We start from the raw sequence: 22841 nt of genomic DNA, 5'->3' as shown, positions 1-22841 counted from the left end.
CGCGGGCCGGAGATCGAGGCACGCCCGCGATGACGAGATTCGATACGCTTCCCTGAACGGTTTCCAAGCGGCCGCGGGAAAAGGCTGGCCTTGTCGACCATTGTAGCAAACGCTAATTTGCAGTCATTGACTAATGGAGGTCGCCATGGCCGTGATGACCATCCGCAACATCGACGCAGCGTTGAAGACGCGCCTGCGCGTCCGCGCTGCCTTGAAGGGCCGCTCGATGGAGGACGAGGCCCGCGATATTCTGCGCTCAGCGCTCTCCACGGAGCTTCCGCAGCCCGCGAACCTCGGTCACGCGATCCACGAAAGATTTGCTACCCTCGGAGGTGTTGATTTGCCCGCCGTGCCACGGGAGCCGAGTCGCGATCCGATCGGATTCGCGGAGTGATCGTCCTCGACACCAACGTTTTGTCTGAGCTGATGCGTGCGACGCCGGCAGCGCCCGTCCTTCGGTGGTTTGCCGTTCAGTCTGCAGCGACTCTGTTCACCACGACCCTCACGCAGGCTGAAATTTTCTATGGCTTGGCCCTCCTTCCCGATGGCCAACGCCGCGACGACCTGATGGCGGCTGCACGGCCAATCTTTGCGGTTGAGCTCGCCGGCCGGATCTTGAGCTTCGATCAGGATGCGGCAATGGCTTACGCGGCGATCGCCGCCCACCGACGCCGAGAAGGTCAGCCGATTACGCAGATCGACGGGCAGATTGCGGCAATCACCGCCTCGCGCGGCGCGCGACTTGCGACTCGCAACGTGAAAGATTTTATCGATTGCGGTATCATTCTGATCAACCCGTGAAATCCATCATAACGTGCCATTATTTATTGATCGATCTGAGATCGGATATAGTTTTGAAATTGAACTTTTGTACGCGCAATCAGTTTAACAATACTTGCGCGATTAATTGGCAGATACGGGACACTGGCCCAGCTTAGACAGGAGAGATCGATCAGGGCATTTCGGCGTCTCTCGGTGCACGGCACCTCGATACTGTTCCGAGTCTGGGTCTGGACCACTGCATCCGAGAGCGCCTCATCATACGCATGATTACCGTGCCGAACGCCGGTCTCTCTGACAGGCCACTTCCGTCCTTGCTCGGGCAGGTGCTTGGCCAGAACAACGGACCCCTCTTTGCTGAGGCTGGTCCGGCATCAAACTCTGGATCCGGAAAGTTCCCTGTATCTTTCGCTGGTGCAGGGAGCATCAGGGCGTCCGCCTACCAACGCTCCGACCTTGCGCGTCCGGGTTGCGCCCATGCCGGTCGTTCATCGCTCTGACGTCCACGCTGCAAGTCAGACACGTCCGCTGCGCCTCCGGATCTGCAGTTCGGCCGGCTCCGCAAACGGCGAGCGATCTAGCGCCCTCACGGCCGACCCGAGCGGCCGGAGAACGGCCAGCCTCGCGCGCTCTTAGCCGGTCGAACGGCGGACAAGCGGACATCCTGAACGCCGTCGATGGCGAGCCGTTGCGGGAAGTCGGAAATCGCCCTATCGGCGGCGATGCCCGGCCGATCGCTTCGCTCAACCAGGTCCGATACCCTCTTTGACGAGATCAGCGTGCGGCTCCCGCTGTTCGAGGATCTGCCTCCTGACGCGCTACAGCATCTCGCGACGCCGGGATTCGGCCGCGGATTCCTGACGGCCTCGCTGCGAGCCCGCCTGCGCAAGGCCGGGTATCGGGATCTCGGCCAACTGGCCCAGACTTCACCGGAGGCGATCGCCAGCATCAGGAAGTTCGGTCCGGTCCGCGTCGACCGCGTTCGGGATCTCATCCTCAACGAGATCGCGCGCTGGCTGCCGGGCGCCCGAGAGAGGCACGCAAAGGGGGCCACCGGAGAGCGGAGGCTCGGACGCCTGCGAGACAGGCCGGTCGAAGGCCTGCCCCTGGCCGCCGACGCGATCGCCGCGCTCGGCTGCGCCGGTTGCACCTGCGCGGATCTGGCCGGCCGTTCACGCACCGAACTCCTCGGCACGGGACGCGTGATCGCCCGCGATGTGGATCGCATCATCGCGACGCTCGCCGAACTCCTGGGCGGGAGCAGGACGACCGCTTCTCTGTCCGCGCAGGTAGCCGAAGACGCGCCCGCGACGGAGCCGGAGACGATCGCATCCCGTCGGGCCGCCCTGCTCGCACAGCAGGATCGTGAATGGGATGCCGCTGCCCCGGCCACAGATTGATTAGCCTCGGCCTGACCCATCCCGGATCAGCGGATTCCAGCTCAGCCGGCTCGGCCGCTGCGCGCCGATGGCCGACCGGCGGCCAGATACGATCCGCCTTGCGAACAGTCGTCGTTGAGAAGCGGCCCGCTCAGCCGAGCCCGAGGCCGCGGATGAGCAGGATGGCGGTGGCCAGCAAGACGAGGAGCGAGGCGGTGACCGCCATCGTGACCCGGCCGCCCACCTGTGCCAGCACACGCACGTCCACCCCGAGGCCCAGCGCGGCCATCGACACGATCGTGAGGAAGCCGGCGAGGCGTGAGATCGGCGCGATCCAGGCGTCCGGGATCAGCCCGAGCGAGCGCAGGCTCGCCAATGCCAGGAAGCCGAGGATGAACCACGGCACCAGCTTGAAGAAGCCGGGCCGGCTCCGGGTGGTCCGGGCGGTCGCCCCCGCCGCCGGCAGGCGCGGCGCGAGCAGCGACAAGGCCAGCACCACCGGTCCGAGCATCAGCACTCGAACCAGCTTGACCAGCGTGCCCACCTGCGTGGCGAGCGGGCCCACCGGGACGGTCGCGGCCAGGACCTGCGGCACCGCGTAGACGGTCAGCCCCGCCAGCACGCCGTACTGGTGCTCGCTGAAGCCGACGAGCGGCACGAACAGCGGCAGGCCGAGCACCATCAGCACGCCCAGCACGGCCGTGAACGCGATGGCGGCCGCCACGTCCCGGCTGTCCGCCCCGATCACCGGCGCCACCGCGGCGATCGCCGAGTTGCCGCAGATCGCGTTGCCGCAGGCGATCAGCAGCGCCATGCGCACCGGCAGCCCGAGAGCGCGGCAGAGGGCGCAGCTCGCCAGGATGGTCAGCGCTACCGCCCCGACGATGCCGGCCAGCAGCGCCGGCCCCGAGGCGACAATGGCCCCCAGGCTCACCGCGGCGCCCAGCAGGGTCACGGCCACCTCCAGCACCTGCTTGGCCGAGAAGGCGATCCCGGCCTTGAAGCGCGCGCCCGGCACCCAGGCGGAGCGCAGGGCCGTCCCCAGCAGGATGGCCAGCACCAGCGCCTCGACGTAGGGATGGCCGGTCAGGTGCTCCTCGCCAGCCTGCAGACCCTGCGCCACCACGGTCAGGCCCAGGCACAGGAGCAGGCCCGGGAGCAGGGTGCCGGCCGTCCCGGCCCAGGCGGATGCGCGCCGCGACCGGGACGGTGCGGTCCCGGACCGGTCCAGCACGGCGGGTCTGGCGATCATCGCGCGGCCTCCTGTCCGGTGTCGGCGCTCAGTAGGCCGCGCCGAGATAGGCGGCGATGGCCTTGGCCTGCTCCTCGGCGATCGGCGCCCGGTAGACCTTGATCATCTTGGCGACCTCGGCGTCCCAGAAGGCCTGCCCCTTCTTCGGCGGCTGCATGGCGACGTAGTCGGCCGAGTGGCAGGTCATGCAGTTCTCCTGCGCGGCCTGGAAGCCGGCCGCGTGCGCGGCATCCGGGGCCGGCCGGAACTGCGCCGTCGGCTCCGGCAGCGCGTAGGTGTCGGGCGCGGCGCGCGCGGAGGTCGCGGCCAGCGCGGGGGCCAGCGCGAGGGCGGCGATGATCGACGCGCGAAGCGGGCAGGGGCTGAACATGCCGATCCTCCTTCAGGCCGCCCGAACGCGGGTGGTCTCGACCACGTTGCGCATGTACCCGGCGGGGTTCCAGCGCGGCTCCATCGGCTGGGTGCCGCCGTCGTTGCCCGTGGCCCGCACCCGCAGGGCGTGGGTGCCCGGCGTCAGCTCGACCTCCGCGGTCCAGGTGCGGAAGGCGTAGCGGCCGAGATCCTGGCCGAGCCGGGCCTCGCCCCAGCTCCGGCCGTCGTCGGTCGAGACCGCCACCGCCTTGATGCCCGAGCCGCCGTCGAAGGCGATGCCGCGCAGGGGCACGCGCCCGGCCGTCACCTGCGCGCCGTCAGTCAGGTTGGTCACGAACGAGCGGACGTTGAAGCGGCCGATCGGCACGGTCTTGTCGGGCGCCTTGCCGGGTTCCGTGCAGGCACAGGCATTGTCGGGGATGCGGTAGGCGCTCTTCATCCAGAAGCCCTCGAAGGGGTGATCGAGGACCGCGATGCTGTTGAGGTGCTTGACCCAGTAGGTGCCGTAGAAGCCGGGCACGATCAGGCGCAGCGGGAAGCCGTTGAGCCAGGGCAGGTCCTGTCCGTTCATGCCCCAGGCCAGCATCACCGCGCCGTCCCGGGCGTGGTCGAGGGTCAGCGCCTTGGCAAAGTCCGGCGTCTCGGGCAGGACCGGTCCGTCGAGGCCCTCGAAGGACACCTGCACGGCGCCGGCCTTGACGCCGGCCTTGTCGAGCACGGCCTTGAGCGGCACGCCGGTCCAGCGGGCGCAGCCCATGGCGCCATTGGCGAGCTGGCCGCCGGCGATGCGCGGCTCGAAGAAGCCGCGGGAATTGCCCGAGCACTGGTTGACCGCCACGATCTCGGTCTGCGGCATGGCCTTGAGGTCGGCGAGCGACAGGGAGAGCGGGCGCTCGACCTGCCCGGTCACCGCGACGCGGAAGGCCTGCGCGTCGATCTCGGTCGGGATGTCGGCGAGGTGGTAGCGCACGAAGAACGCGTCGTTGGGCGTGATCGCGCCCTCGTCGAAGACCGCGAACGGCGTCTCCAGCTGCGGCGGGCGCGCGGTCATCTGCAGGAGCGGCCGCTTGCCCGGATAGGCGACGAGCGGCCGCTCGCCGTTGCCGAAGGGCAGCGTCGCGGTGTCGCCCGCCCGTGCGCGCGGCACGCCGCCGACGGCGGCCAGCGCGCCGAGCGCGCTCAGCCGCATGAAGTCCCGTCTTCCACGATCGGTCATCGCGCGCTCCTCGTTCAGGCTGTCGCAGCGGAGTTCCGGTTCGGCGCGCCCCCTCCGCGATCGCGGGGCGACGCCGCGGAGGGGATCCCGGTCAGCGCAGGACCGAGAGGTAGTGGATGTCCTGCGTCAGGCAGGTCGAGAGGCGCCACTCGACCGGCCGCTCCTCGAGGTCGATGGCGACGCGGTCGATCTCGAGGGCCGGAGTCCCGGCGGGCACCTGAAGCAGTTCCGCCTCGCGGGGCCCGAGCGCCACGGCCTTCAGGCGCTCCTTGGCGGTGGCGATCGTGATGCCGTAGCGGGTGGCGTAGAGGCTGTAGAGGGTGTTGGGCAGCTCGAGCTGGGCGATGCCCGGGAACAGGCCGGCGGGCACGCTGATCGTCTCGACCACGCACAGCTTGGCGTCGACGGCGCGCACGCGCTCGATCCGGACCACCCGGGCGGACCGCATGAGGTCGAGGCGCCCGCGCTCGTCGGCGCTGGCGGCCGCCTCCGCGATCCCCGTGACCCGGCTCGTGGGCATGCCGGTGCCGTCCCCGTCCGGCCGCAGCTTCAGGAAGCGGAAGACGCTCTGCTTGTCGTCGTGGTCGGCCACGAAGGTCCCGCGGCCCTGGCGGCGCACCAGCAGGCTGTCGGCGGTGAGCGCGTCGAGGGCCTTGCGCACCGTCCCCTGGCTGACCCCCAGCTCGAGGGCGAGCTGCCCCTCGCTCGGCAGGATCTGGCCGGGCTGCCAGACCGCGTCGGCGAGGCGCCTCAGCAGCGTGTCGTAGACCTGCCGGTAGAGCGGCCGGAAGCCGACCGTGCGGGCGCCTCCCGAATCCGCGCGTCCCGAACCTGCCTGCCCTTCGCCTGACCGTTCCATCGCGTGACGACGCAGAGCCCCATCCGTGGGTAGAGCGTCGAAGGATGTGTCCAGCACCTCTCCCTCCTCTCGCTTACGTGGCTCCGCCGACGGGAGCAATCACAGGTTTTTCCCCCGCACAGGCGATCCGCCTCACAGAGCCCGGATCTCGGCGACGAGGGCTTCGGCCACGTCGAGCCCCGCCTCGGCGGCCCGGCGGCGCAGCGCCAGCCGGCGGCTCCCGGGGAGCCGGGCGCCGTCCTGCGTCTCGATCGCGTCGGCCAGCGCCGCGCAGCGCTCCGGCGCGTCCGGGCTGAGCGCCGAGGCGTCGAGGGCGAGGATCAACTGCCCGGTCCCCGGCGGGTCGCCCGCGGCGTCGAGGAACGAGGAGGCCTCGCCGGCGAAGCGCGCGCCGACGAGGCCGGCGGCGAGCAGCTCGACCATCAGGGCGAGCGCCGTGCCCTTGGCGTCGCCCAGCGGCACCATCGTGCCGTCGAGGGCCGCCTTGGCGTCGGTCGTCGGGCGTCCCTCCGCGTCGAGGGCCCAACCCTCGGGGATCGGCTCGCCGCGCTTGGCCGCCCCGACGATGTTGGCGCGGGCCACCTTCGACAGGGCGAGGTCGACCACGATCGGCGCGCGGCCCGGCAGCGGGCAGGCGAAGGCCAGCGGGTTGGTGCCGAACACCGCCTGACGCCCGCCCCAGGGGGCCATCGCGGCGGGCGTGTTGGCGAAGAGCAGGGCGACGCAGCCCTGCTCGGCCAGGGCCTCCACAGGGCGTCCGGCCGCGCCGCAATGGTGCGAGCGGCGGATGCCGGCCGCCGCCACGCCCTGCTGACGGGCGAGGCCGGGCAGCGCCTCCAGGGCGAGGTCGAGGGCCGGATAGGCGAAGCCGTGGGCGGCGTCGACCGCGAGCAGGCCCGGCCGCGGACGCTCCGCCCGCGGGGCCGCGTCGCCCACGACCTTGCCGGCGCGCACCTGCGCGCCGTAGGGCGCCACCCGCGACAGGCCGTGGCCCTTCAAGCCGTCCGCCTCGGCGCCGACCAGCGCCCGGGCGACGCTCCGCGCTGCGGCCTCGGCCGTGCCGCAGCGGATCAGGGCCGCCTCGGCGAGGGCCTCCGCCTCCGACAGAGTGAGGTTCGGCATCGGGTCAGCGCTCCGTGAGATGGCGGCGGACGGCCTGCGCCGTGACGGCGGAGACGCGCACGTTCGATTCCTGAGTCACCCCGGCGATGTGCGGGGTCAGGATCAGGTTCGGCACGTCCGCGAAGACGGCGCCGGCCGCCGCGTCGAGGGGTTCCCGGTCGAACACGTCCAGCGCCGCGCCGCCGAGATGCCCGGACCGCAGGGCTTCGGCCACGGCGGCCTCGTCGACCACGCCGCCCCGGGCCGCGTTGATCAGGATCGCGCCCTCGGGCATCCGGGCCAGCGCCGCCGCGTCGATCAGGCCGCGGGTCTGATCGGTGAGCGGCACGTGCAGCGAGAGCACGTCGCTCTGGGCGATCAGGGCGTCGAGCGCCTGGCTCTGCACGGGGCCGTAGGCCGGGTTCCAGGCCGGGTCGCCCTGGGCCACGAAGGGGTCGTGGGCGGCGATCGCCATGCCGAGGGCCGCCGCCCTCTGGGCGGTCTCGCGGGCGATGGCGCCGAAGCCCACGAGGCCGAGGCGCTTGCCGGAGATCTCGCGGCCCATGAGGGCGTTGCGCGGCCACGTGCCGGCCGCGACGCGGGCCGTGGCCCCGTAGGCGCCGCGCAGGAGCAGCATCGCGGTGGCGACCACGTACTCGGCCACCGCGACGTCGTTGGCGCCGGTCGCCGGGTAGACCGCGATGCCCCGATCCCGGCAGGCCGGGACGTCGATGTTGTCGAGGCCGACGCCGAGGCGTCCGACGACCTTGAGGTCGCGGGCGGCATCGAGCAGGGCGCCGCGCACCTGCGTCCGGTTGCGCACGATCAGGGCGTCGGCCCCCGCCACGGCGGCGGCGAGATCCGCGGGCCGGTCGACGAGGCCGGGATCGTACAGGACGTCGAATCCGGCGAGCTCGGCCGCGATCGCCGCCTCGTCCATGAACTCGCTGATGATGACCTTGGGCATGGAGGGTCCTTCTCAGGTCGCCGGCACAGCGGCCGGGAGGGGGCGGCGGAAGGCCGCCGCCGGCTCTCGGGCGGGGATCGCGTCCGCCACCGCGTCCTCGTCGTCGAGGAGATCGAGATTCGGGGTGATGCGGCCGTCGAGCACCGCCCGGGCATGGGCGAGGTCGATCTTGCCCTCCCAGCGGGCGATCACCAGGGTCGCCACCATGTTGCCGACCGCGTTGGTCACGCAGCGCAGTTCGTTCAGGATGCGGTCCACCCCGATGATCAGGGCGATGCCCGCCACCGGCAGGAGCTGCGAGGCCTGGAGCGTGGCGGCCAGCACGAACAGAATGGCACCGGCCACGCCCGCCACGCCCTTCGAGGTCACCAGCGCGATGGCCAGGATGCCGAGTTCCTGCTCCCAGGTCAGCGGCACGTTGAGGGCCTGCGCGATGAAGCCGATCGCCATGGTCAGGTAGATGCAGGAGCCGTCCATGTTGAAGGACAGGCCGGCCGGCATCACGAGGCCGGTGACGCTCTTGTCGACCCCGAGCCCGTTGAGCTTGGCCATGATCCGCGGCAGCACCGATTCCGAACTGGTGGTGCCGAGCAGGATGAACAGCTCCTCGCGGGTGTAGCGGAACAGCTTCCACAGGCTCAGGCCGACGTAGAACCGCATCACGCCGCCGAGGAAGACCGCGATAAACACGATGAAGGTCAGGTAGAGCGAGACGATCAGCATCCCGTACTGGGCGAGGATGCCGAGCCCGAACTTGCCGATGGTGAAGGCCATCGCGCCGAAGGCGCCGACAGGGGCGAAGTACATGATCAGGCCGACGACTTTCATCAGCACGTCGCCGAAGGCGTGCACCACCTTGAGCGGGAACTCGCCGCGCCGGCCGAGCATCGCCAGCCCCATGCCGACGAGCACCGAGAAGAACATCACCTGGATCAGGTCGCCCTTGGCGAAGGCGTCGACCGCGCTGTGCGGGATGATGTTGGCGACGATCTCCATCGGCGATTGCGCGTGGGCCTTGCCGGCGATGCCGGCGACCAGCTTGGCGTCGAGGCTGTCGACGGTGGCGTTCACGCCGTCGCCCGGCCGCAGCAGGTTGACGAACAGGAGGCCCGCGGCGAGCGCCACCGTGGTGGCGACCTCGAAGTAGAGGATGGTCTTCAGGCCCATCCGGCCGACGCTCTTCATGTCGCCGACATGCGCGATGCCGACCACGACCGTGCAGAAGATCACGGGCGCGACGATCATCTTGATCAGGTTGATGAACATGTCGCCGAGGATCTTGCAGCCCACCGCGAAGTCGGGCGCGACCACGCCGACGCCGATGCCCAGCGCGATGCCGAGCAGAACCTGGCCGTAGATCGACCGAAGCAGCCTCATGCGTTCCTCCAGAATGACGGGACGGAGGCCGCCGCGGTTTCGCCCGCGGTCGTGCGCTCCCTCGTGGTCCAGACCCCGTGGCGTCGGGGCCGCGCCCGCGGACCGGATCGCGGTCCGCGGGCGCGGGACTGGTGAGTCAACGACTCGCGCGTCAGGCGCTGCGGTAGAGCTTCGTCATCACGAATTCCCGGTGGCCGAGGGACTCGGCCGCCGTGAGCCGGCCATTGGCGGTGCGCACCACCATGTCGATCAGCGCGTCGCCGGCCTGCGGGATGGTCATCTCCCGGGTGAGCACGCCCGACACGTCGACGTCGATATGCTCGCCCATGGTCCGCACGGTCCGGGGATTGCCGGTGATCTTGATCACCGGGACGATCGGGTTGCCGATCACGTTGCCCTGACCGGTCGGGAAGGTGTGGACCACGTAGCCGGCCGCCGCCATCAGGGTGACGCACTCGGCCGCCGCCGAGGACGTGTCCATGAAGTAGAGGCCCGGTCCCTTGGCGGGCGCCTCCGCGGGCTGCAGCGCGTCGATGAACCGGCACTCGTGGCCGATCTTCTCGAGGTTGCCGAGCGCCTTCTCCTCGATCGTGGTGAGTCCGCCCGCGATGTTGCCCTTGGTGGGCTGCGAGTCCGAGAGATCGTCGGTCTTGTGGGCCTCGATCACGTCGTCCTGGTAGGCCTTCCACATCGTGTACCACTTGTCGGAGATTTCGGGGCTGATCGCCCGCTCCCGACAGAGGTGCTCCGCGCCGGTGATCTCCGAGGTCTCGCCGAACACCCCGTAGATCCCGTGCGGGATCAGCTTGTCGTACATGTTGCCGACGGTGGGGCAGGAGGCGAGGCCCGTGGTGGTGTCGGACTCGCCGCACTTGGTCGAGACCCAGAGGTCGGCGATCGGGCATTCCTCGCGCTGGAGCTCGGTGGCCCACTGCACGAAGCGCTTGGCCTGGTAGCTCGCCCTGGCGACGATCGCGATGTCGCCGTGGCCCTCGATGCCGAAGCCGACCACCGGCTTGCCGGTCTTGGCGATGCCCTCGACCACGCGGTTGGTCCACTGGTCCTCGATGCCGATCACCACGACGGCGGCGACGTTCGGGTTCGAGCCGATGCCGATCAGGGTGCGGAAGTGGAGGTCCAGATCCTCGCCGAACTGGAGCCGGCCGTAGGCGTGGGGCAGCGCCATCGTGCCCTTCACGTTGTTGGCGACCGCCTCGCAGGCGGCGTTGGACAGATCGTCCAGCGGCAGGAGCACGACGTGGTTGCGCACGCCGACCCGGCCGTTCTCCCGGCGCCAGCCCATGAAGGTGGCGGCCTTGTAGTCTTGCGAGGCGCGCTTGGTCGCGAGCGCCTGGGTGGCGAACTGATCGGGCGCACCGCCGACGAAGGGGGTGGCGATCTCGTGTTCGAGCTGAGCGGCTTCCTTGAACATCGTCACCTCACCAGCGCTTCGTCTTGACGTTGTGGACATGGACGTGCTCGCCCTTGGCGACGTCCTTGATGACCTTGCCGATGTCCTGGCCGTACTTGATGGCCGTATCGCCGGCCTTCAGGTCGGTGAGCGCGACCTTGTGGCCGATCGGGATGTCGTGGCGGACATGGACCGCGAAGGTGGAGTCGTTCTCGGTGACCACCCCGAAGGCGTCGGTGTTCGCGCTCAGGCCCTCGATCACCGCGACGGCGACGTTGTCCTGGGGGGAATGGGCGAGAAGATGCGGCTTGCGGTGCCCCTCGCCGGACGCGGCGTGGCTGCTCATGCGGTCCTCCTGATAGCTGTCGTCGGCTTCTCGTCGGCGACTGGTCTTATATAAGACCTATGAGGCGGTGGACGTCAACGGGTGATTGACCGGGGAGGTCGATTTCATTGTTCGAGGCCCGATCCGGCTCCGCGCGTGTCCCTCTCCCCTCTGCGGGCTACGACATTCACACATCTACGCCGACGCGCGCTCCTCCCCTGGCGATCCCGGGCTTGCACGGGATCGCTCGAGCTCGTGGAGAGGCGCTGGAGGTGGGGTGGCGCAGGATCGAGCCCGGTGATGCCCTCTGCTCCACCCCCACCCCTGGCCCCTCCCCACAAGAGGGAGGGAAAAGCGCTTTGTTCCGAGAGGGTTGAGTGTCGGACAGAGAAGTGTGAATCCGCAAGCCTCTGCGAGGGAGGGAGGGCGCGTGTCAGGTCTGGCCTGCCTGTCCCATCGAGCGCACGAAGCGATCAGCGAGCGTCCGTGCGAGCAGTCTCCCAGATCTCTCGTGCGGCAATCACGCCTTGCTCCTCACGCCATGTCTTATATAAGTTACATATCATGAGCGGCTCGCCTCCGGCGGGACGCCGGCCGGGAGGACGAGGATGGTTAGCGCGCCCGCGCAGGGCATCGGCCGGGCCGGGTGCCCGCGGTGAACGAGACGCTCCTCCTCATCCTGTGCGTCGGCTGCGCCGGCGTGATCTCGGGCCTCACGGGCTTCGCCTTCGCGCTGATCGCCTCGGGCACGCTGCTGTCGATCCGCACGCCCGTCGAGGCGACCGCCCTGGTGCTCGTCTGCAGCATCCTCTCGCAGGTGATCTCGATCCTGCGGCTGCGCACCTGGCCGCCGCGGGGCACCGCCTTCGCGATGATCCTGCCCGGCCTCGTCGGGGCACCGATCGGCATCCACCTGCTGCACGACCTCGATCCACGCTTCATCAAGGTCGCCATCGGCGCCTTCCTGGTCCTCTACAGCGGCGGCATCGCCCTGCTGCGCGCCGATTACCGGGTGGGCTTCGGCAATCGCTGGAGCGACGGCGCGATCGGCTTCCTCGGCGGCGTGCTGGGGGGCATCGCGGGCCTGTCCGGCGCCCTGCCGACGGCCTGGAGCCTCGTGCGCGGCTGGGACCCGCGCACCCAGCGGGCGGTCTACCAGTCCTTCACCCTGGTGATGCAGGTCTGGGCCTTCTCGATCCTCGTCTACCTCGACCCGATCCCCCCCGAACTCGTCGGCGACCTGGCGCTGGCGCTGCCGGTGGTGCTGGTGAGCGTGCTCGCCGGGCTCTCGCTGTTCGCCCGGATCGACCAGCGGCGCTTCCGCACCCTCGTCCTGGCCCTGCTCGCGGCGATCGGGCTGACCACCACCGCGCTGGCGCTGCCCGGCCTGCTGCAGGGTTGAGGCGGCCGCCAGGGCGGCTCAGCTCCCGGCCTTGCCGTGAACGCCCGCGAAGAACAGGTCCTTCCAGCTGTCCGGGCGGCGGCGGATCGTACCGGTGCGGGCCATGAAGTCCGCGACCTTGCCGATGGCCCGGGGCGTCGCCGTGAAGGAGACCTGCGGGTCGTTCAGGATCTCGGTGATGAGGCCGACATCGCTCCCGTCGCGGGCGAGGCGCACGTAGGCGCGGGCCGCCTCCGCCTTGTCGGCCACGATCCCCGCGAGGGCCTCGTCGAGGGCGGCGCCGAACGCCTCGAAGACGCGGGGACTGGCCGCCGCGAAGGCCGCGGAGGCCCAGACCACGTTGAAGGTCGAGGGCTCGCCCAGGACGTCGAAGCTGTTGAGCACCGTGCGGATGCCGGGCCGGCGCAGCTCCAGCTCCTGGATCGGCGCGGCGGTGAAATGGGCCGTCACCTCGCTGCCCCCGAGGAGCGCCGCCATCCCGTCGGGATGGGAGAGGGTGACGGTGAGCCGGTCGAGGTCGTTGCGATGGGCGGCGCCGAGTTCCTTCTCGGCCGCCATCTGCAGGAACATCGCCTGGACCGAGACCTTGACGGCGGGGAGCGCGATCTTGTCCCGGTCGGTGAAGTCGGTGAGCGTGCGCACCTTCGGATTGCTGGTGTTCATCAGGAGCGGCATGCTGTTCATCGCCGCCACGCCCTTCACCGCCATGGCGGTGCCCTCGGTTTTCGACCAGAGCAGCACGAGGGGCGGCACGCCGCCGGCCGCGAACTGGATCGTCCCGGAGAGCAGGGCGTCGTTCATCGCCGCGCCGCCCGCGAGGGTGAGGTAGCGGGCCTGGAGCCCCGCCACGCCGCGGGCGGCCGCGGCCTTCTGGAGCAGGCCCTGTTCCTCCATCAGCAACAGCGGCAGGTGGCCGAGGCTCGGCTGGCGGGCGATCGCCACGGCGCCGACCTCCGCGGCCCGCCCCGGGACGGGACCCGCCAGGAGCGCCGCGGCGCCCGCCAGAACGTCGCGTCTGCGCATGAGATCTCCTCCCGAGAAACGTCTCCTCAGCCGGGGCGGCGGATCATGGGTGCCGGCACGCTCTCGATCATCACGTTGATGCAGGCCGGCAGGCCGCTGGCATGGGCGGCCTCCAGCGCCGCCGGGAGGTCGGCGGCCTCGGTGACCAGCGCGCCGAAACCGCCGAGCGCCTGGACCACCGCGTCGTAGCGGGTCGGGAGCAGGTCGCAGTGGCGCGTCCGATCGGGGCCGTAGCTGCGCAGCTGGATCTGGTGCTCGGCGTTCCAGCGCGCGTCGTTGCCGACCACGGCGATGAACGGGATCCGGTAGCGCACGGCCGTGTCGAACTCGGCCATGTGGAAGCCGAAGGTGCCGTCGCCCAGCACCGCGACCACCGGGGCACCGGGGCGCTCCAGGGCGGCGGCGAGCGCGAAGGGGATCGATGCGCCGATCGTGCCCGAGACGCCGTTGATCACCCGGCGCCCGGCGCGGACCAGGGCCTGCGGCCACTGGCCGATCTCGCCGCCGTCGCAGATCAGCGTGCCGTCGGGGTGGCGTTCCAGGAAGGCGTCGACCGCCCGGCACAACTCCACCGGGTGCAGGCGCCCGTCGGTCCCGCGCAGGTCTGCCCAGCCGGGGGGCCGGTAGGCGAGGGCGGCCCGCGCCTCGCGGCGCCAGGCCTCCCGGCGGGGGAGGGCGGTGCCGCGGGCGGTCAGCGCCGCCAGCACCGGCCGCGGATCGGCGAGGCCCGAGACGGCGAGACGGTCGGCCGGCGCGCGGGCCAGCAGCACCGGATCGGGATCGACGAGGACGAAGCGGCAGTCGGGCGCGAGGGCAGGGGCCGCGCCGAAGCGCAGGGTGAAATCGAGCGGCTTGCCGAGGAGCACGAGGAGATCGGTCCGCGCCAGGACCTCCGCGAAGGCGCCGAGCGCCGGATCGTTGATTCCACGCGGGCTCTCCATGCCGACGACCGGCAGGCCGAGCGACTCCTCCAGCGCCGCCATGGCAGCCCGGCCGGAGGCGTCGCACAGGGCTGGGCCGCAGGCAATGAGCGGCCGTTCCGCCCCGGTCAGGGCGGCGCGCAGGTCGGCCACGAGGTCCGGCGCCGGCTCGGCGACCCGGACGGAAGCCGCGGCCCGGTCCGGGATCCGCACCGAGGCGGCGGGGACGACTTTGTCCAGCAGGTCGACCGGCAGGCTGAGATGGACCGGGCCGGGCCGCCCCTCGCGGGCGATCCGGAAGGCCCGGGCGAGGTCCGGCCCGAAGGCGGCGACCGACCCGGCGGTCCAGGCCGCCTTGGTCATCGGCCGGGCGATATCGGCCTGGGCCAGCTCCTGGAAGGCGCCCCGCCCGAGCTCGGACAGGCCCGCATGGCCCGAGAGCAGCAGCACGGGCGAGTCCGCCGCGAGCGCCGTGGTGAGCGCCGCCGCGCCGTTGGTGTGGCCCTGTCCGCCCGTGACCAGCGCGACGCCGACCTCACCGGTCAGCCGGCCCCAGGCATCGGCCATGTGGACGCAGGCCGCCTCCTGGCGGGTGTGGACGAGGCTGATCCCGGTCTCCAGCAGGGCGTCGAAGACCGGCATGATGTGGTTGCCGGAGAGTGTGAAGATCCGGGTGACGCCGAGCGCCTCCAGGGTCCGGGCCACGATGTCGGCGCCGCGTAGGGTCTGCATGGTTCAAGCCCCCTCAGGCGGCCGCGTCGAGGAGGGAGCCCCCCGGCCGGACATGGGTGAAGTGCACCGGCTCCATCGCGAGGTCGAGGGCGCCGCCGCGCTGGCGCACCACGGTGAAGTGCGAGGTCGCGAGATCCGAGGCCTCCGGGAAATCCTCGCGGAAATGGGCGCCGCGGCTGTCGGTGCGGGCGAGCGCCGCCCGGGCGACCGCCTGCGAGACCAGGACGAGGTTCTCGAGGTTCAGCCGGTCCATCCAGGTGAGCGCGTAGCGGCGGTCGCCGTCCGGCGCGCCGGCCTGGGCGACCGCGTCGGAGAGCCCGTCGAGGGTGGCGAGCGCCCTTGTTAGGCCGGCCGCGTCCCGCAGGATGCCGACATCGGCCCACATCGTCTCGTAGAGCGCCTCGCGGATCTCCGGCAGCGACTCCGCCGGCCGGCCGAGCGGGCCGTAGGCGCGGGCGAGGCCCACCTCGATGGCGGCGGGATCGGGCTCGGCGAGGCGCCCCTCGCGCCGCACGGCCCGCGCCATGGACTGGCCGGCGAGCCCCCCGAACACCGTGGAGTTCGCCACGCCGTTGCCGCCCAGCCGATTCGCCCCGTGGACGCCGCCGGTGTCCTCGCCGGCAGCGTAAAGGCGCGGCAGCGCCGTGGTGCAGTCGACCGCGAACTGGAGGCCGCCCATCATGTAATGGGCGGTGGGGATGACCTCGACGAGGCCGCCGGCGAGATCGAAGCCGCAATCGGCGCAGCGCTCGACCATGCCCTTGAACCGGCGGCGCACGTCCTCGGGCCCGAGGTGGCTCATCTGGATGTGGACACCCCCGCTCGGCGTGGCAAAGCCGTCGCGCAGCCGCCGCATGATCGAGCGGCTGACCACGTCCCGGGTCGCCCGCTCGGCCCGCGGGTCGTAGGCCTCCATGAAGCGCTGGCCGGTGGAATCGAGGAGCCAGCCGCCGGCCCCGCGCAGGCCCTCCTCCAGCACCGTCCCGGTCATGCGGGTGCCGGCGCCGGCGAGCAGCCCGGTCGGGTGGAACTGCACCATCTCCATGTCGCGCAACGGCAGCCCGGCGCGCAACGCCATGGCGAGACCGTCGCAGGACTTGTCGCCGGACGGCGTGTGGTACTTGTACATGGTCGGCCCGCCGCCGGTGGCGAGCAGCACGGCCTTCGCCCGCACCAGCTTCGATTCGCCGGTGCGCATGTCGAGCATCAGCACGCCCGCCAGCCCCGACCCGTCCCGGGCGGGGATCAGCTCCAGGGCGCGATGATCCTCCAGGCGGCGCACATCCCGGCGCCAGACCTGCTCGGACAGGCGGTTGATGATCTCGATGCCGGTGAGGTCGCCCTTGTGCACCGTCCGGTCGAAGGTCTGGCCGGCGAAGGCCTTCTGGTGGACGCTGCCGTCCGGGTTGCGGTCGAAGAAGCAGCCGAGCTCGGTCTCCAGCTCGCGGATCCGCACCTGCGCCTCGGTGACGAGCGTCCAGGCCAGCGCCTGGTCGTTCAGCCACTTGCCGCCCTCGATCGTGTCCATGAAGTGCCGCTCGACCGAGTCGCCCGGCGCCAGCGCCACGTTGTAGCCGCCCTGGACCATGCGGGTGCAGCCGCATTTCCCCAGCAGACCCTTCACCGCGACGGTGACGTCGAGGTCCGGCGCGACCTTCTTGGCGTGGAGCGCCGCGAACAGCCCGGCCCCGCCGGAGCCGAGGATCAGGATGTCGGTCTCGACCTGTTCGGGGCTCATCGGGCGTCCTCGAGGGAGGCGATGACGGCGTCGCGCCGGGCGGCCACGTCGCGCTGGACGTCGGCGAAGAGCGAGCCGCCGTGGGAATCCATGCCGACCAGCAGCGGCCCGAAATCGCGGATCGCGAACTGCCACAGGCTCTCGGGATGGAGATCGTCGAGATCGACGTCCACGATGGTCTCGATCCAGGTGGTCTCCAAAGCCGCCGCGCCGCCGACGATCGCCAGGTAGGCGCCGCCGCGCCGGGCGAAGGCGTCGAGGGTCGCCGGACCCATGCCGCCCTTGCCGACGATGAGGCGCACGCCCTCGCGCTCCATCAGGGCGTCGGTGAAGCGCTCCATGCGCATCGACGTGGTGGTGCCGATGCAGAACGGCGCGAAGCCGACCGGCGCCTCGTTGGAGACCGGGACGCGGTGGACGTTCGGCGCGGTATGGATCACCGCGTGGCCGTCGAGGTCGAGCCGGGTGCGGCGGTCCCGGTCGAACATGTGGATCAGGGTCGCGTCGCGGATGCCGAACAGCCAGCGCCGCAGGGTGACGGTGTCGCCGATCCGGAGCGCCCGGATCTCGGGCTCAGTGGCCGGCATGTCGAGGACGTGGTGGGCCACGGTCTGCTCCTCAATCGAACGCGATGCCGCCGGGCGTGAACGTCGCGCGGGCGCGGCGGGCGGAGTGGCACTGGATGTTCACGGCGACCGGGTTCTGGGTGATGTGGGTCGCGGCGAGCTCGACATGGACGGCGAAGCTCGTCGACCGGCCCCCGAGCCCCTGCGGGCCGATGCCGAGCTCGTTCACCGCCCGCGACAGCTCGGCCTCGATCCGGGCGCCTTCGGGATCGGAGCAGACCGAGCGCAGCGGCCGGGTCGCCGCCACCTTGGCGAGGTGCATGCACAGGTCGGAGGTGCCGCCGAGCCCGACGCCCACGATGGTCGGCGGGCAGACCCGGCCGCCCAGCTCGATCACCCGGTCGATGACGAAGCGCTTGGCCGCGCCGATCCCGTCCGAGGGCAGCAGCATCTGCAGGAACGAGCCGTTCTCGGAGCCCGAGCCCTTCGGGATCATCTCCACCGCCACGGTCTCGGGCCGGTCGTCGAAGTCGACGTGGATGATCGGCACGCGGATGCCGCAGGAGGTCTGCTCGTTCTTGCGGGTGATCGGGTGGACCACCGAGGAGCGTAAGGAAAACTCCTTCGTGGCCCGTTCGCAGCCGCGCCGGATCGCGGCCTTCAGGGCGGCGCCGTCGACGCGCACGTCGGCGCCGATGACGACGTTGTAGATCGGGATGCCGGTATCCTGGCAGAGGATATTTTTCGTGCGCTCCGCGACCGCGACATTCTCCACCATCGTGTCGAGGATGGCGCGGCCGGTGGCGCTGGTCTCGGCCCGCTGCAGGTCGGCGAAGCCCGCCTTGATGTCGGGGGGCAGGATCTTCAGGGCGCGGACGTAGAGGTCGCGGCAGACCTCCTCGAATTCGCGGATGTCGAGATCCATGGCGGGTCTCCGGTGATGACGAGCGCGGGATCAGGCCCCGCTGAGGAGGAACAGGAGGCCGACCGCGAATGCGGTGGCGAGGCAGCCCGACACGACGAGGGCATTGCGCTCGCGGAAGCGCAGCCACTCGATGGCGAGGACCCGCAGCCCCAGCGCCATGTGGACGGCCAGCGCGCAGACGAGGCCCCACTCGGCGGCGCGCACGAAGCCGTTATGGGTGAGGCCGAGGAAGCTCTCGAGCCGGTCGGCGCCCTGGAGCGCGGTGCCGAGCGCGATGAAGTGCATCGGCAGGAACAGCGCGAGGGCGATGCCCGAGAGCCGGTGGATCAGCGCGGCGGCGAAGCCGGGCCTGCGCAGGGACGCGCGGGTGATGCCGGTCCGCCCGGCCGTGCTCGTGGCGGTCCTCATGCCACGTACACCGCGACTGCCGCCCGCAGGCCCAGACCGGCGAGCAGGGCCGAGAGAGCGATCATGGCGAGATCGAGGGAGCGGCCGCGCCAGCCGGTCCACTCGCGCAGGATGCTGCGCAGGCCGATCGGGGCGTGGATCGCGGCGGCCAGAACGAAGACCGCGTAGAACAGCAGGAAAGCGAGGTTGCCGTGCGTCCGGCCCAGGATCTCGCCCGCCGTGAGCCCGCCGCGCACCGCGTAGAGGATCGTGCCGAGATGGACCGCGACCGTGACCGCCAGGATCGCCGCGGTGCCGCGCTGGGCGAGGTACAGGAGCGGGCTCATCCGCGCCTCCAGAACCGGCGCAGCGCCGCCTTGCCGGTCTCACGCTTCAGGCCCGCGATCGAGAAGGTCGGGCTCAGGCCCTTCGGACAGTGCTCGGTGCAGCTCATGTGGCTGTGGCAGGAATGGCAGCCGGCATCGCCCGCCACGGCGGCGAGCCGATCCCGGTCGCGGTCGCGCACGTCGTTGACCAGCGTCCAGGCCCGGTTGAGGGCCGCCGGCCCGAGATAGTCGGGGTTCCACGTCACCAGATCGCAGGCGGCGTAGCAGACGCCGCAATTGATGCACTCGATGCCGGCGTCGACCTCCTGGCGGGCGGGCGAATCCGGCGCGACCGTCGCGAAATCGTCGGGCGGGTTCTCGCCGGGCTCGAAATAACCGTGGGCCCGGCGCCACTTCTCGAAGAAGGGCTCCATGTCGACCGCGAGATCCTTCACCACCGGCAGGTTGCGCAGGGGCTCGAGGGTCAGCACCCCGTCCGGCGCCACCGCGGCGACCCGGGTGCGGCAGGTCCAGCGCGGACGCCCGTTCACCGTCATGCCGCAGGAGCCGCACATGCCGACCCGGCAGGCGAAGCGGTAGGCGAGCGTCGGGTCCTGGTCGCGCTGGATCTCGGTGACGACGTCGAGCACCGTCTGGTTGGCCCGGCGCGGCACCACGTAGTCCGCGATCCCGTCGCCCCGCTGGACCCGCACCCGCAGCGCCTCGGTCGCGCTCAGCCCGACGGCGGCATGATCGACGGGGGCCGTCACCGCGTGGCCTCCTTCGGGGCATCGCCCGTCGCCGGCGCGGGGAAGAACAGCTCGGCGTCGCTGGAGGACGTGGCGGAGACCAGTCCGGCGCGGTTCATGTACGCGAGATAGTCGGTCATGCGCTGGGGCTTGGTGGTCCAGACATTCTGCGGGGCGCGGATGAGGGCTTCCGCCTCCTCCGGCGAGATCTTCGCGCCTTCCGCCTTGATCCAGAGCGCCGCGGCCTTCGCGGGATCGTCCCGGATCAGCTTCAGGCTGTCCTCCAGGGCCGCCAGGAAGGACGCGGTGACCTTGGGATTGGCCGTGACGAAGCGGCCGGAGGCCCAGACGAGGTTGAAGGTGTGGGGACCGCCCATGACGTCGTAGCTGTCGAGCACCTTGTGCGCCCGCGGGTCCTTCAGCTCCATCTCCTGGAAGGGCGGGGAGCCGAAATGCGCCGTGATCTCCGAGCGCCCCCCCATCAGGGCGGTCTGCGCGTCGGGGTGCCCCATCGAGACGGTGAGCGGATCGAGCTTGGCCTGCTGGCCGGGCCCGAAGGCCTTCTCGGCGGCCATCTGCAGGGTGATCGCCTGGATCGAGGTCTTGGCGGTCGGCAGCGCGATCTTGTCCTGGGGGCCGAAATCCTTGATCGACTTGACCGCAGGATTGGTGGTCACCAGCCAGAGCGGCATCGCGTTCAGCGCCGCCACGCCCTTGACCTTGATGTTCCCCTGGGTCCGGCCCCAGATCGTCAGGAACGGCCCCACGCCGCCGGAGGCGAAGTCGAGGTTGCCGGAGAGCAGGGCCTCGTTCATCCCCGAGCCGCCGGTGAACCGCAGCCACTCGGCCTTCAGGTCGAGGCCTCGCCCCTTGGCCTGCTTTTCGAGCAGCCCCTCCTCCTCCATCACCGTCAGAGGCAGGTAGGAGATCCCGAACTGTTTCGCGAGTCGGACGGTCGAGACCTCGGCGCGGGCGGCGCCGATCGTCACGCACAGGGCCGCGACCGTCCCGACGAGCCGGATGATGCCCCGTGCCGTCATGGCGTTCCTCACCGGTTGTTGCGCCGCTCTCGTCTCTCGCGAGTTCGTCGGCGTCGGGGCGAGGATACGCCCGGCGCGAAGTCTGTCAACACTCATGTGTCATATACATGACTTACTGCAGCCGAAGGCGGGGAGGGCGCCCGACTGCGCGCGATCGTCCGCGGATGGACTGAGCGGAGGCGCGCCTTCGGAACGGCTCGACGCGCGCGCCGAGAAGTCACCGCGCGCGGAATGCGACGGACGCGCCCGACGGTCGGCCCGCTCCCGCCGCTCAGGCCTGCATGCCCCAGCGCTGGACGGTGCGGCGCTCGATGGTCTGGAAGATCAGGTTCTCGACCACGAGGCCGATCAGGATGACGGTGAGCAGGCCGGCGAACACGTTCGGGATGTCGAGCATGTTCTTGTTCTCGAAGATGAACCAGCCCAGCCCCCCCGCCCCGGACGACACGCCGAACACCAGCTCGGCCGCGATCAGGGTGCGCCACGCGAACGCCCAGCCGACCTTCAGGCCGGTCAGGATCGAGGGGAACGCCGCCGGGATCAGGATCTTGCCGATCAGCCCCGGGCCCGACAGCCCGTAGTTGCGCCCGACCATCTTCAGCGTCCGGCTCACCGACAGGAAGCCCGAATGCGTGTTGAGCGCGATCGCCCAGGTCACCGAGTGCACCAGCACGAAGATCAGGCTGCCGTTGCCCAACCCGAACCAGATCAGCGCCAGCGGCAGCAGCGCGATCGCCGGCAAGGGATTGAACATCGACGTCAAGGTCTCGAGGAAGTCGGTCCCGATCCGCGACGCGATGGCGACGCCGGTGAGCAGCGTCGCCAGCGCGACGCCCGCGGCGTAGCCCATCAGCAGCACCTTCAGCGACACCCAGGCGCGCGCCGGCAGCGTGCCGTCCATGATGCCGCGCACGAACGCCTCCACGGTGGCGGTGAAGGTCGGGAACAAAAGGTCGTTGTCGAGGTAGCGCCCGTAGGCCTCCCAGATCCCGGCCAGCAGCGCCAGGATCAGCAGCTTGCGCAGCCACGCCTGGTTGTACAGCCGCTCGGCCCACGACAGCTTCTTCTCCACCACCGTGGCGCCGTGGGCGTGCCCGGTCTCGCGCACGATCTCGGGCCGGGGCGGGTCCGCAAGGGCGGGCCGCGGCGGCACCGTCCCCGGCCGGGGCGCGTCCGTCAGGGCTTGCGCGCTAGACATTCTCCGCCTCCTGGATCTCCTCCGAGAACAGCATCTGCTGGATCCGGCCCTCCAGCCGCAGCGCCGCCTCCGGGCTGTCGGCGCTGTTGAGCTCGGCCTTGACCTCGCCCGGGTGCGGCGAGAGCAGCAGGATGCGCGAGCCGACCTTGATCGCCTCGGGGATCGAGTGGGTCACGAACAGCACGGTGAAGCGCGTGCCCTCCCACAGCGCCAGCAGCTCGTCCTGCATGCGCCGCCGCGTGAGCGCGTCCAGCGCGGCGAACGGCTCGTCCATCAGCAGGATGTCGGGCTCCATGGCCATGCCGCGGGCGATGGCCACGCGCTGCTTCATCCCGCCCGAGAGCGTGTGCGGATAGCTGTCGGCGAACTTCGTCAGGTTGACCTTGTCGATGTACAGGTTGGCCCGCTCCAGGGCCGCGCGGCCCTTGAGCCGGCCCGAGGCCTCGAGGGCAAACACCACGTTCTGCCGCACCGTCTTCCACGGCAGCAGCTGGTCGAACTCCTGGAACACCATCATCCGGTCGGGCCCGGGCTCGGTGACCGCCTGACCCTTCAGGCGGATCTCGCCCTCCGTCGGCGCCATGTAGCCGCCCACCGCCTTGAGCAGCGTCGACTTCCCGCAGCCCGACGGCCCGAGCAGCACGAACCGGTCCCCGGGCCAAACCCGGAAGCTCACCCGGTAGGTGGCCGTGACGAGATGCTCGGGCGTCTTGTAGCGGAGCGTGACGCCGTCCACCTCCAGAAGAGGCTGACCCGTGTCCATCCTTCCTCCCTGCCGCCGCGGCTTGGGCCACGT

The 22841-nt window shown here is 70.8% G+C and carries 24 protein-coding genes; 4 read left to right on the top strand and 20 right to left on the bottom strand.

Annotated features, from left to right (window positions below):
- The first annotated feature begins 145 nt into the window (after nucleotides 1–145).
- From ACLBX9_RS03935 to ACLBX9_RS03925, 3 genes are all read left to right on the top strand, one after another.
- Nucleotides 146–394: a FitA-like ribbon-helix-helix domain-containing protein gene (locus ACLBX9_RS03935; protein WP_447717977.1), complete on the top strand. Its 249-nt coding sequence runs from the start codon at nucleotides 146–148 to the stop codon at nucleotides 392–394.
- The gene (locus ACLBX9_RS03930; protein WP_447717976.1) at nucleotides 391–801 is read left to right on the top strand and encodes a PIN domain-containing protein; all 411 of its coding nucleotides are present in this window, start codon (nucleotides 391–393) and stop codon (nucleotides 799–801) included. The genes ACLBX9_RS03935 and ACLBX9_RS03930 overlap by 4 nt, the downstream gene beginning before the upstream one ends.
- A gap of 758 nt (nucleotides 802–1559) precedes the next feature.
- Nucleotides 1560–2180 (top strand): hypothetical protein, encoded by a 621-nt coding sequence (locus ACLBX9_RS03925; protein ID WP_447717975.1) that lies wholly within the window; start codon nucleotides 1560–1562, stop codon nucleotides 2178–2180.
- A 130-nt stretch (nucleotides 2181–2310) separates the two neighbouring features.
- On the opposite strand, the gene ACLBX9_RS03920 is transcribed toward ACLBX9_RS03925, so the two are convergent.
- The 9 genes from ACLBX9_RS03920 to ACLBX9_RS03880 form a co-directional block, all read right to left on the bottom strand.
- On the bottom strand, nucleotides 2311–3411 hold the full coding sequence (locus ACLBX9_RS03920; protein WP_447717974.1) for a YeiH family protein: 1101 nt from the start codon (nucleotides 3409–3411) through the stop codon (nucleotides 2311–2313).
- A gap of 28 nt (nucleotides 3412–3439) precedes the next feature.
- Nucleotides 3440–3781: a SorB family sulfite dehydrogenase c-type cytochrome subunit gene (gene sorB / locus ACLBX9_RS03915; protein ID WP_447717973.1), complete on the bottom strand. Its 342-nt coding sequence runs from the start codon at nucleotides 3779–3781 to the stop codon at nucleotides 3440–3442.
- A 12-nt stretch (nucleotides 3782–3793) separates the two neighbouring features.
- The gene (gene sorA / locus ACLBX9_RS03910; RefSeq protein WP_447717972.1) at nucleotides 3794–4999 is read right to left on the bottom strand and encodes a SorA family sulfite dehydrogenase catalytic subunit; all 1206 of its coding nucleotides are present in this window, start codon (nucleotides 4997–4999) and stop codon (nucleotides 3794–3796) included.
- Between the two features lie 91 nt (nucleotides 5000–5090).
- The gene (locus ACLBX9_RS03905) at nucleotides 5091–5915 is read right to left on the bottom strand and encodes a GntR family transcriptional regulator (RefSeq protein ID WP_447717971.1); all 825 of its coding nucleotides are present in this window, start codon (nucleotides 5913–5915) and stop codon (nucleotides 5091–5093) included.
- A gap of 75 nt (nucleotides 5916–5990) precedes the next feature.
- Nucleotides 5991–6980 carry an Ldh family oxidoreductase gene (locus tag ACLBX9_RS03900; protein ID WP_010685096.1) on the bottom strand — a complete coding sequence of 330 codons (990 nt, stop codon included), beginning with the start codon at nucleotides 6978–6980 and terminating at the stop codon, nucleotides 5991–5993.
- Nucleotides 6981–6984: 4 nt separating this feature from the next.
- Nucleotides 6985–7926 (bottom strand): hydroxyacid dehydrogenase, encoded by a 942-nt coding sequence (locus tag ACLBX9_RS03895; protein ID WP_447717970.1) that lies wholly within the window; start codon nucleotides 7924–7926, stop codon nucleotides 6985–6987.
- Nucleotides 7927–7938: 12 nt separating this feature from the next.
- On the bottom strand, nucleotides 7939–9303 hold the full coding sequence (locus tag ACLBX9_RS03890; RefSeq protein WP_447717969.1) for a cation:dicarboxylate symporter family transporter: 1365 nt from the start codon (nucleotides 9301–9303) through the stop codon (nucleotides 7939–7941).
- Between the two features lie 151 nt (nucleotides 9304–9454).
- Nucleotides 9455–10735, bottom strand: a complete 1281-nt coding sequence (locus tag ACLBX9_RS03885) for a UxaA family hydrolase (RefSeq protein WP_447717968.1) — start codon at nucleotides 10733–10735, stop codon at nucleotides 9455–9457.
- A 7-nt stretch (nucleotides 10736–10742) separates the two neighbouring features.
- Nucleotides 10743–11060 carry a UxaA family hydrolase gene (locus ACLBX9_RS03880; RefSeq protein ID WP_010685100.1) on the bottom strand — a complete coding sequence of 106 codons (318 nt, stop codon included), beginning with the start codon at nucleotides 11058–11060 and terminating at the stop codon, nucleotides 10743–10745.
- A 634-nt stretch (nucleotides 11061–11694) separates the two neighbouring features.
- Here ACLBX9_RS03880 and ACLBX9_RS03875 point away from each other — a divergent pair.
- Nucleotides 11695–12441, top strand: a complete 747-nt coding sequence (locus tag ACLBX9_RS03875; protein ID WP_091782250.1) for a sulfite exporter TauE/SafE family protein — start codon at nucleotides 11695–11697, stop codon at nucleotides 12439–12441.
- 18 nt (nucleotides 12442–12459) lie between these two features.
- Here the strand turns inward: ACLBX9_RS03875 and ACLBX9_RS03870 are convergent, their stop codons facing one another.
- From ACLBX9_RS03870 to ACLBX9_RS03820, 11 genes are all read right to left on the bottom strand, one after another.
- Entirely contained in the window at nucleotides 12460–13464 is a 1005-nt protein-coding gene (locus ACLBX9_RS03870) for an ABC transporter substrate-binding protein (protein WP_447717967.1), read from the bottom strand.
- A 26-nt stretch (nucleotides 13465–13490) separates the two neighbouring features.
- Entirely contained in the window at nucleotides 13491–15116 is a 1626-nt protein-coding gene (locus tag ACLBX9_RS03865; protein ID WP_447717966.1) for a thiamine pyrophosphate-binding protein, read from the bottom strand.
- A 13-nt stretch (nucleotides 15117–15129) separates the two neighbouring features.
- On the bottom strand, nucleotides 15130–16854 hold the full coding sequence (locus ACLBX9_RS03860; RefSeq protein WP_447717965.1) for an L-aspartate oxidase: 1725 nt from the start codon (nucleotides 16852–16854) through the stop codon (nucleotides 15130–15132).
- Nucleotides 16851–17462, bottom strand: a complete 612-nt coding sequence (locus tag ACLBX9_RS03855; protein ID WP_010685105.1) for a fumarate hydratase C-terminal domain-containing protein — start codon at nucleotides 17460–17462, stop codon at nucleotides 16851–16853. Before ACLBX9_RS03855 ends, ACLBX9_RS03860 begins: the two co-directional genes overlap by 4 nt.
- 10 nt (nucleotides 17463–17472) lie before the next feature.
- On the bottom strand, nucleotides 17473–18345 hold the full coding sequence (locus ACLBX9_RS03850) for a fumarate hydratase (RefSeq protein ID WP_447717964.1): 873 nt from the start codon (nucleotides 18343–18345) through the stop codon (nucleotides 17473–17475).
- Nucleotides 18346–18375: 30 nt separating this feature from the next.
- Entirely contained in the window at nucleotides 18376–18753 is a 378-nt protein-coding gene (locus ACLBX9_RS03845; protein ID WP_447717963.1) for a succinate dehydrogenase, cytochrome b556 subunit, read from the bottom strand.
- Entirely contained in the window at nucleotides 18750–19079 is a 330-nt protein-coding gene (locus ACLBX9_RS03840; protein WP_010685108.1) for a succinate dehydrogenase/Fumarate reductase subunit, read from the bottom strand. Before ACLBX9_RS03840 ends, ACLBX9_RS03845 begins: the two co-directional genes overlap by 4 nt.
- Nucleotides 19076–19828: a succinate dehydrogenase/fumarate reductase iron-sulfur subunit gene (locus tag ACLBX9_RS03835; RefSeq protein ID WP_447717962.1), complete on the bottom strand. Its 753-nt coding sequence runs from the start codon at nucleotides 19826–19828 to the stop codon at nucleotides 19076–19078. Before ACLBX9_RS03835 ends, ACLBX9_RS03840 begins: the two co-directional genes overlap by 4 nt.
- Nucleotides 19825–20847: an ABC transporter substrate-binding protein gene (locus ACLBX9_RS03830; protein WP_447717961.1), complete on the bottom strand. Its 1023-nt coding sequence runs from the start codon at nucleotides 20845–20847 to the stop codon at nucleotides 19825–19827. The genes ACLBX9_RS03835 and ACLBX9_RS03830 overlap by 4 nt, the downstream gene beginning before the upstream one ends.
- A gap of 271 nt (nucleotides 20848–21118) precedes the next feature.
- A complete protein-coding gene (locus tag ACLBX9_RS03825) occupies nucleotides 21119–22045 on the bottom strand; it encodes an ABC transporter permease (RefSeq protein ID WP_447717960.1) in 927 nt (308 codons plus the stop codon).
- Nucleotides 22038–22808 (bottom strand): ABC transporter ATP-binding protein, encoded by a 771-nt coding sequence (locus ACLBX9_RS03820; protein WP_010685112.1) that lies wholly within the window; start codon nucleotides 22806–22808, stop codon nucleotides 22038–22040. Before ACLBX9_RS03820 ends, ACLBX9_RS03825 begins: the two co-directional genes overlap by 8 nt.
- Between the last annotated feature and the right edge of the window lie 33 nt (nucleotides 22809–22841).

Source organism: Methylobacterium sp. A49B (assembly GCF_053346215.1).
This window is presented reverse-complemented; position numbering and strand designations above follow the sequence as displayed.

What these genes read in the sequence shown, in the direction of transcription:
- ACLBX9_RS03935 (WP_447717977.1), top strand. Translation starts at nt 146, where the DNA reads ATGGCCGTGATGACCATCCGCAACATCGACGCAGCGTTGAAGACGCGC.
- ACLBX9_RS03920 (WP_447717974.1), bottom strand. Translation starts at nt 3,411, where the DNA reads ATGATCGCCAGACCCGCCGTGCTGGACCGGTCCGGGACCGCACCGTCC.
- sorB (WP_447717973.1), bottom strand. Translation starts at nt 3,781, where the DNA reads ATGTTCAGCCCCTGCCCGCTTCGCGCGTCGATCATCGCCGCCCTCGCG.
- sorA (WP_447717972.1), bottom strand. Translation starts at nt 4,999, where the DNA reads ATGACCGATCGTGGAAGACGGGACTTCATGCGGCTGAGCGCGCTCGGC.
- ACLBX9_RS03900 (WP_010685096.1), bottom strand. Translation starts at nt 6,980, where the DNA reads ATGCCGAACCTCACTCTGTCGGAGGCGGAGGCCCTCGCCGAGGCGGCC.
- ACLBX9_RS03895 (WP_447717970.1), bottom strand. Translation starts at nt 7,926, where the DNA reads ATGCCCAAGGTCATCATCAGCGAGTTCATGGACGAGGCGGCGATCGCG.
- ACLBX9_RS03890 (WP_447717969.1), bottom strand. Translation starts at nt 9,303, where the DNA reads ATGAGGCTGCTTCGGTCGATCTACGGCCAGGTTCTGCTCGGCATCGCG.
- ACLBX9_RS03885 (WP_447717968.1), bottom strand. Translation starts at nt 10,735, where the DNA reads ATGTTCAAGGAAGCCGCTCAGCTCGAACACGAGATCGCCACCCCCTTC.
- ACLBX9_RS03880 (WP_010685100.1), bottom strand. Translation starts at nt 11,060, where the DNA reads ATGAGCAGCCACGCCGCGTCCGGCGAGGGGCACCGCAAGCCGCATCTT.
- ACLBX9_RS03870 (WP_447717967.1), bottom strand. Translation starts at nt 13,464, where the DNA reads ATGCGCAGACGCGACGTTCTGGCGGGCGCCGCGGCGCTCCTGGCGGGT.
- ACLBX9_RS03865 (WP_447717966.1), bottom strand. Translation starts at nt 15,116, where the DNA reads ATGCAGACCCTACGCGGCGCCGACATCGTGGCCCGGACCCTGGAGGCG.
- ACLBX9_RS03860 (WP_447717965.1), bottom strand. Translation starts at nt 16,854, where the DNA reads ATGAGCCCCGAACAGGTCGAGACCGACATCCTGATCCTCGGCTCCGGC.
- ACLBX9_RS03850 (WP_447717964.1), bottom strand. Translation starts at nt 18,345, where the DNA reads ATGGATCTCGACATCCGCGAATTCGAGGAGGTCTGCCGCGACCTCTAC.
- ACLBX9_RS03845 (WP_447717963.1), bottom strand. Translation starts at nt 18,753, where the DNA reads ATGAGGACCGCCACGAGCACGGCCGGGCGGACCGGCATCACCCGCGCG.
- ACLBX9_RS03840 (WP_010685108.1), bottom strand. Translation starts at nt 19,079, where the DNA reads ATGAGCCCGCTCCTGTACCTCGCCCAGCGCGGCACCGCGGCGATCCTG.
- ACLBX9_RS03830 (WP_447717961.1), bottom strand. Translation starts at nt 20,847, where the DNA reads ATGACGGCACGGGGCATCATCCGGCTCGTCGGGACGGTCGCGGCCCTG.
- ACLBX9_RS03825 (WP_447717960.1), bottom strand. Translation starts at nt 22,045, where the DNA reads ATGTCTAGCGCGCAAGCCCTGACGGACGCGCCCCGGCCGGGGACGGTG.
- ACLBX9_RS03820 (WP_010685112.1), bottom strand. Translation starts at nt 22,808, where the DNA reads ATGGACACGGGTCAGCCTCTTCTGGAGGTGGACGGCGTCACGCTCCGC.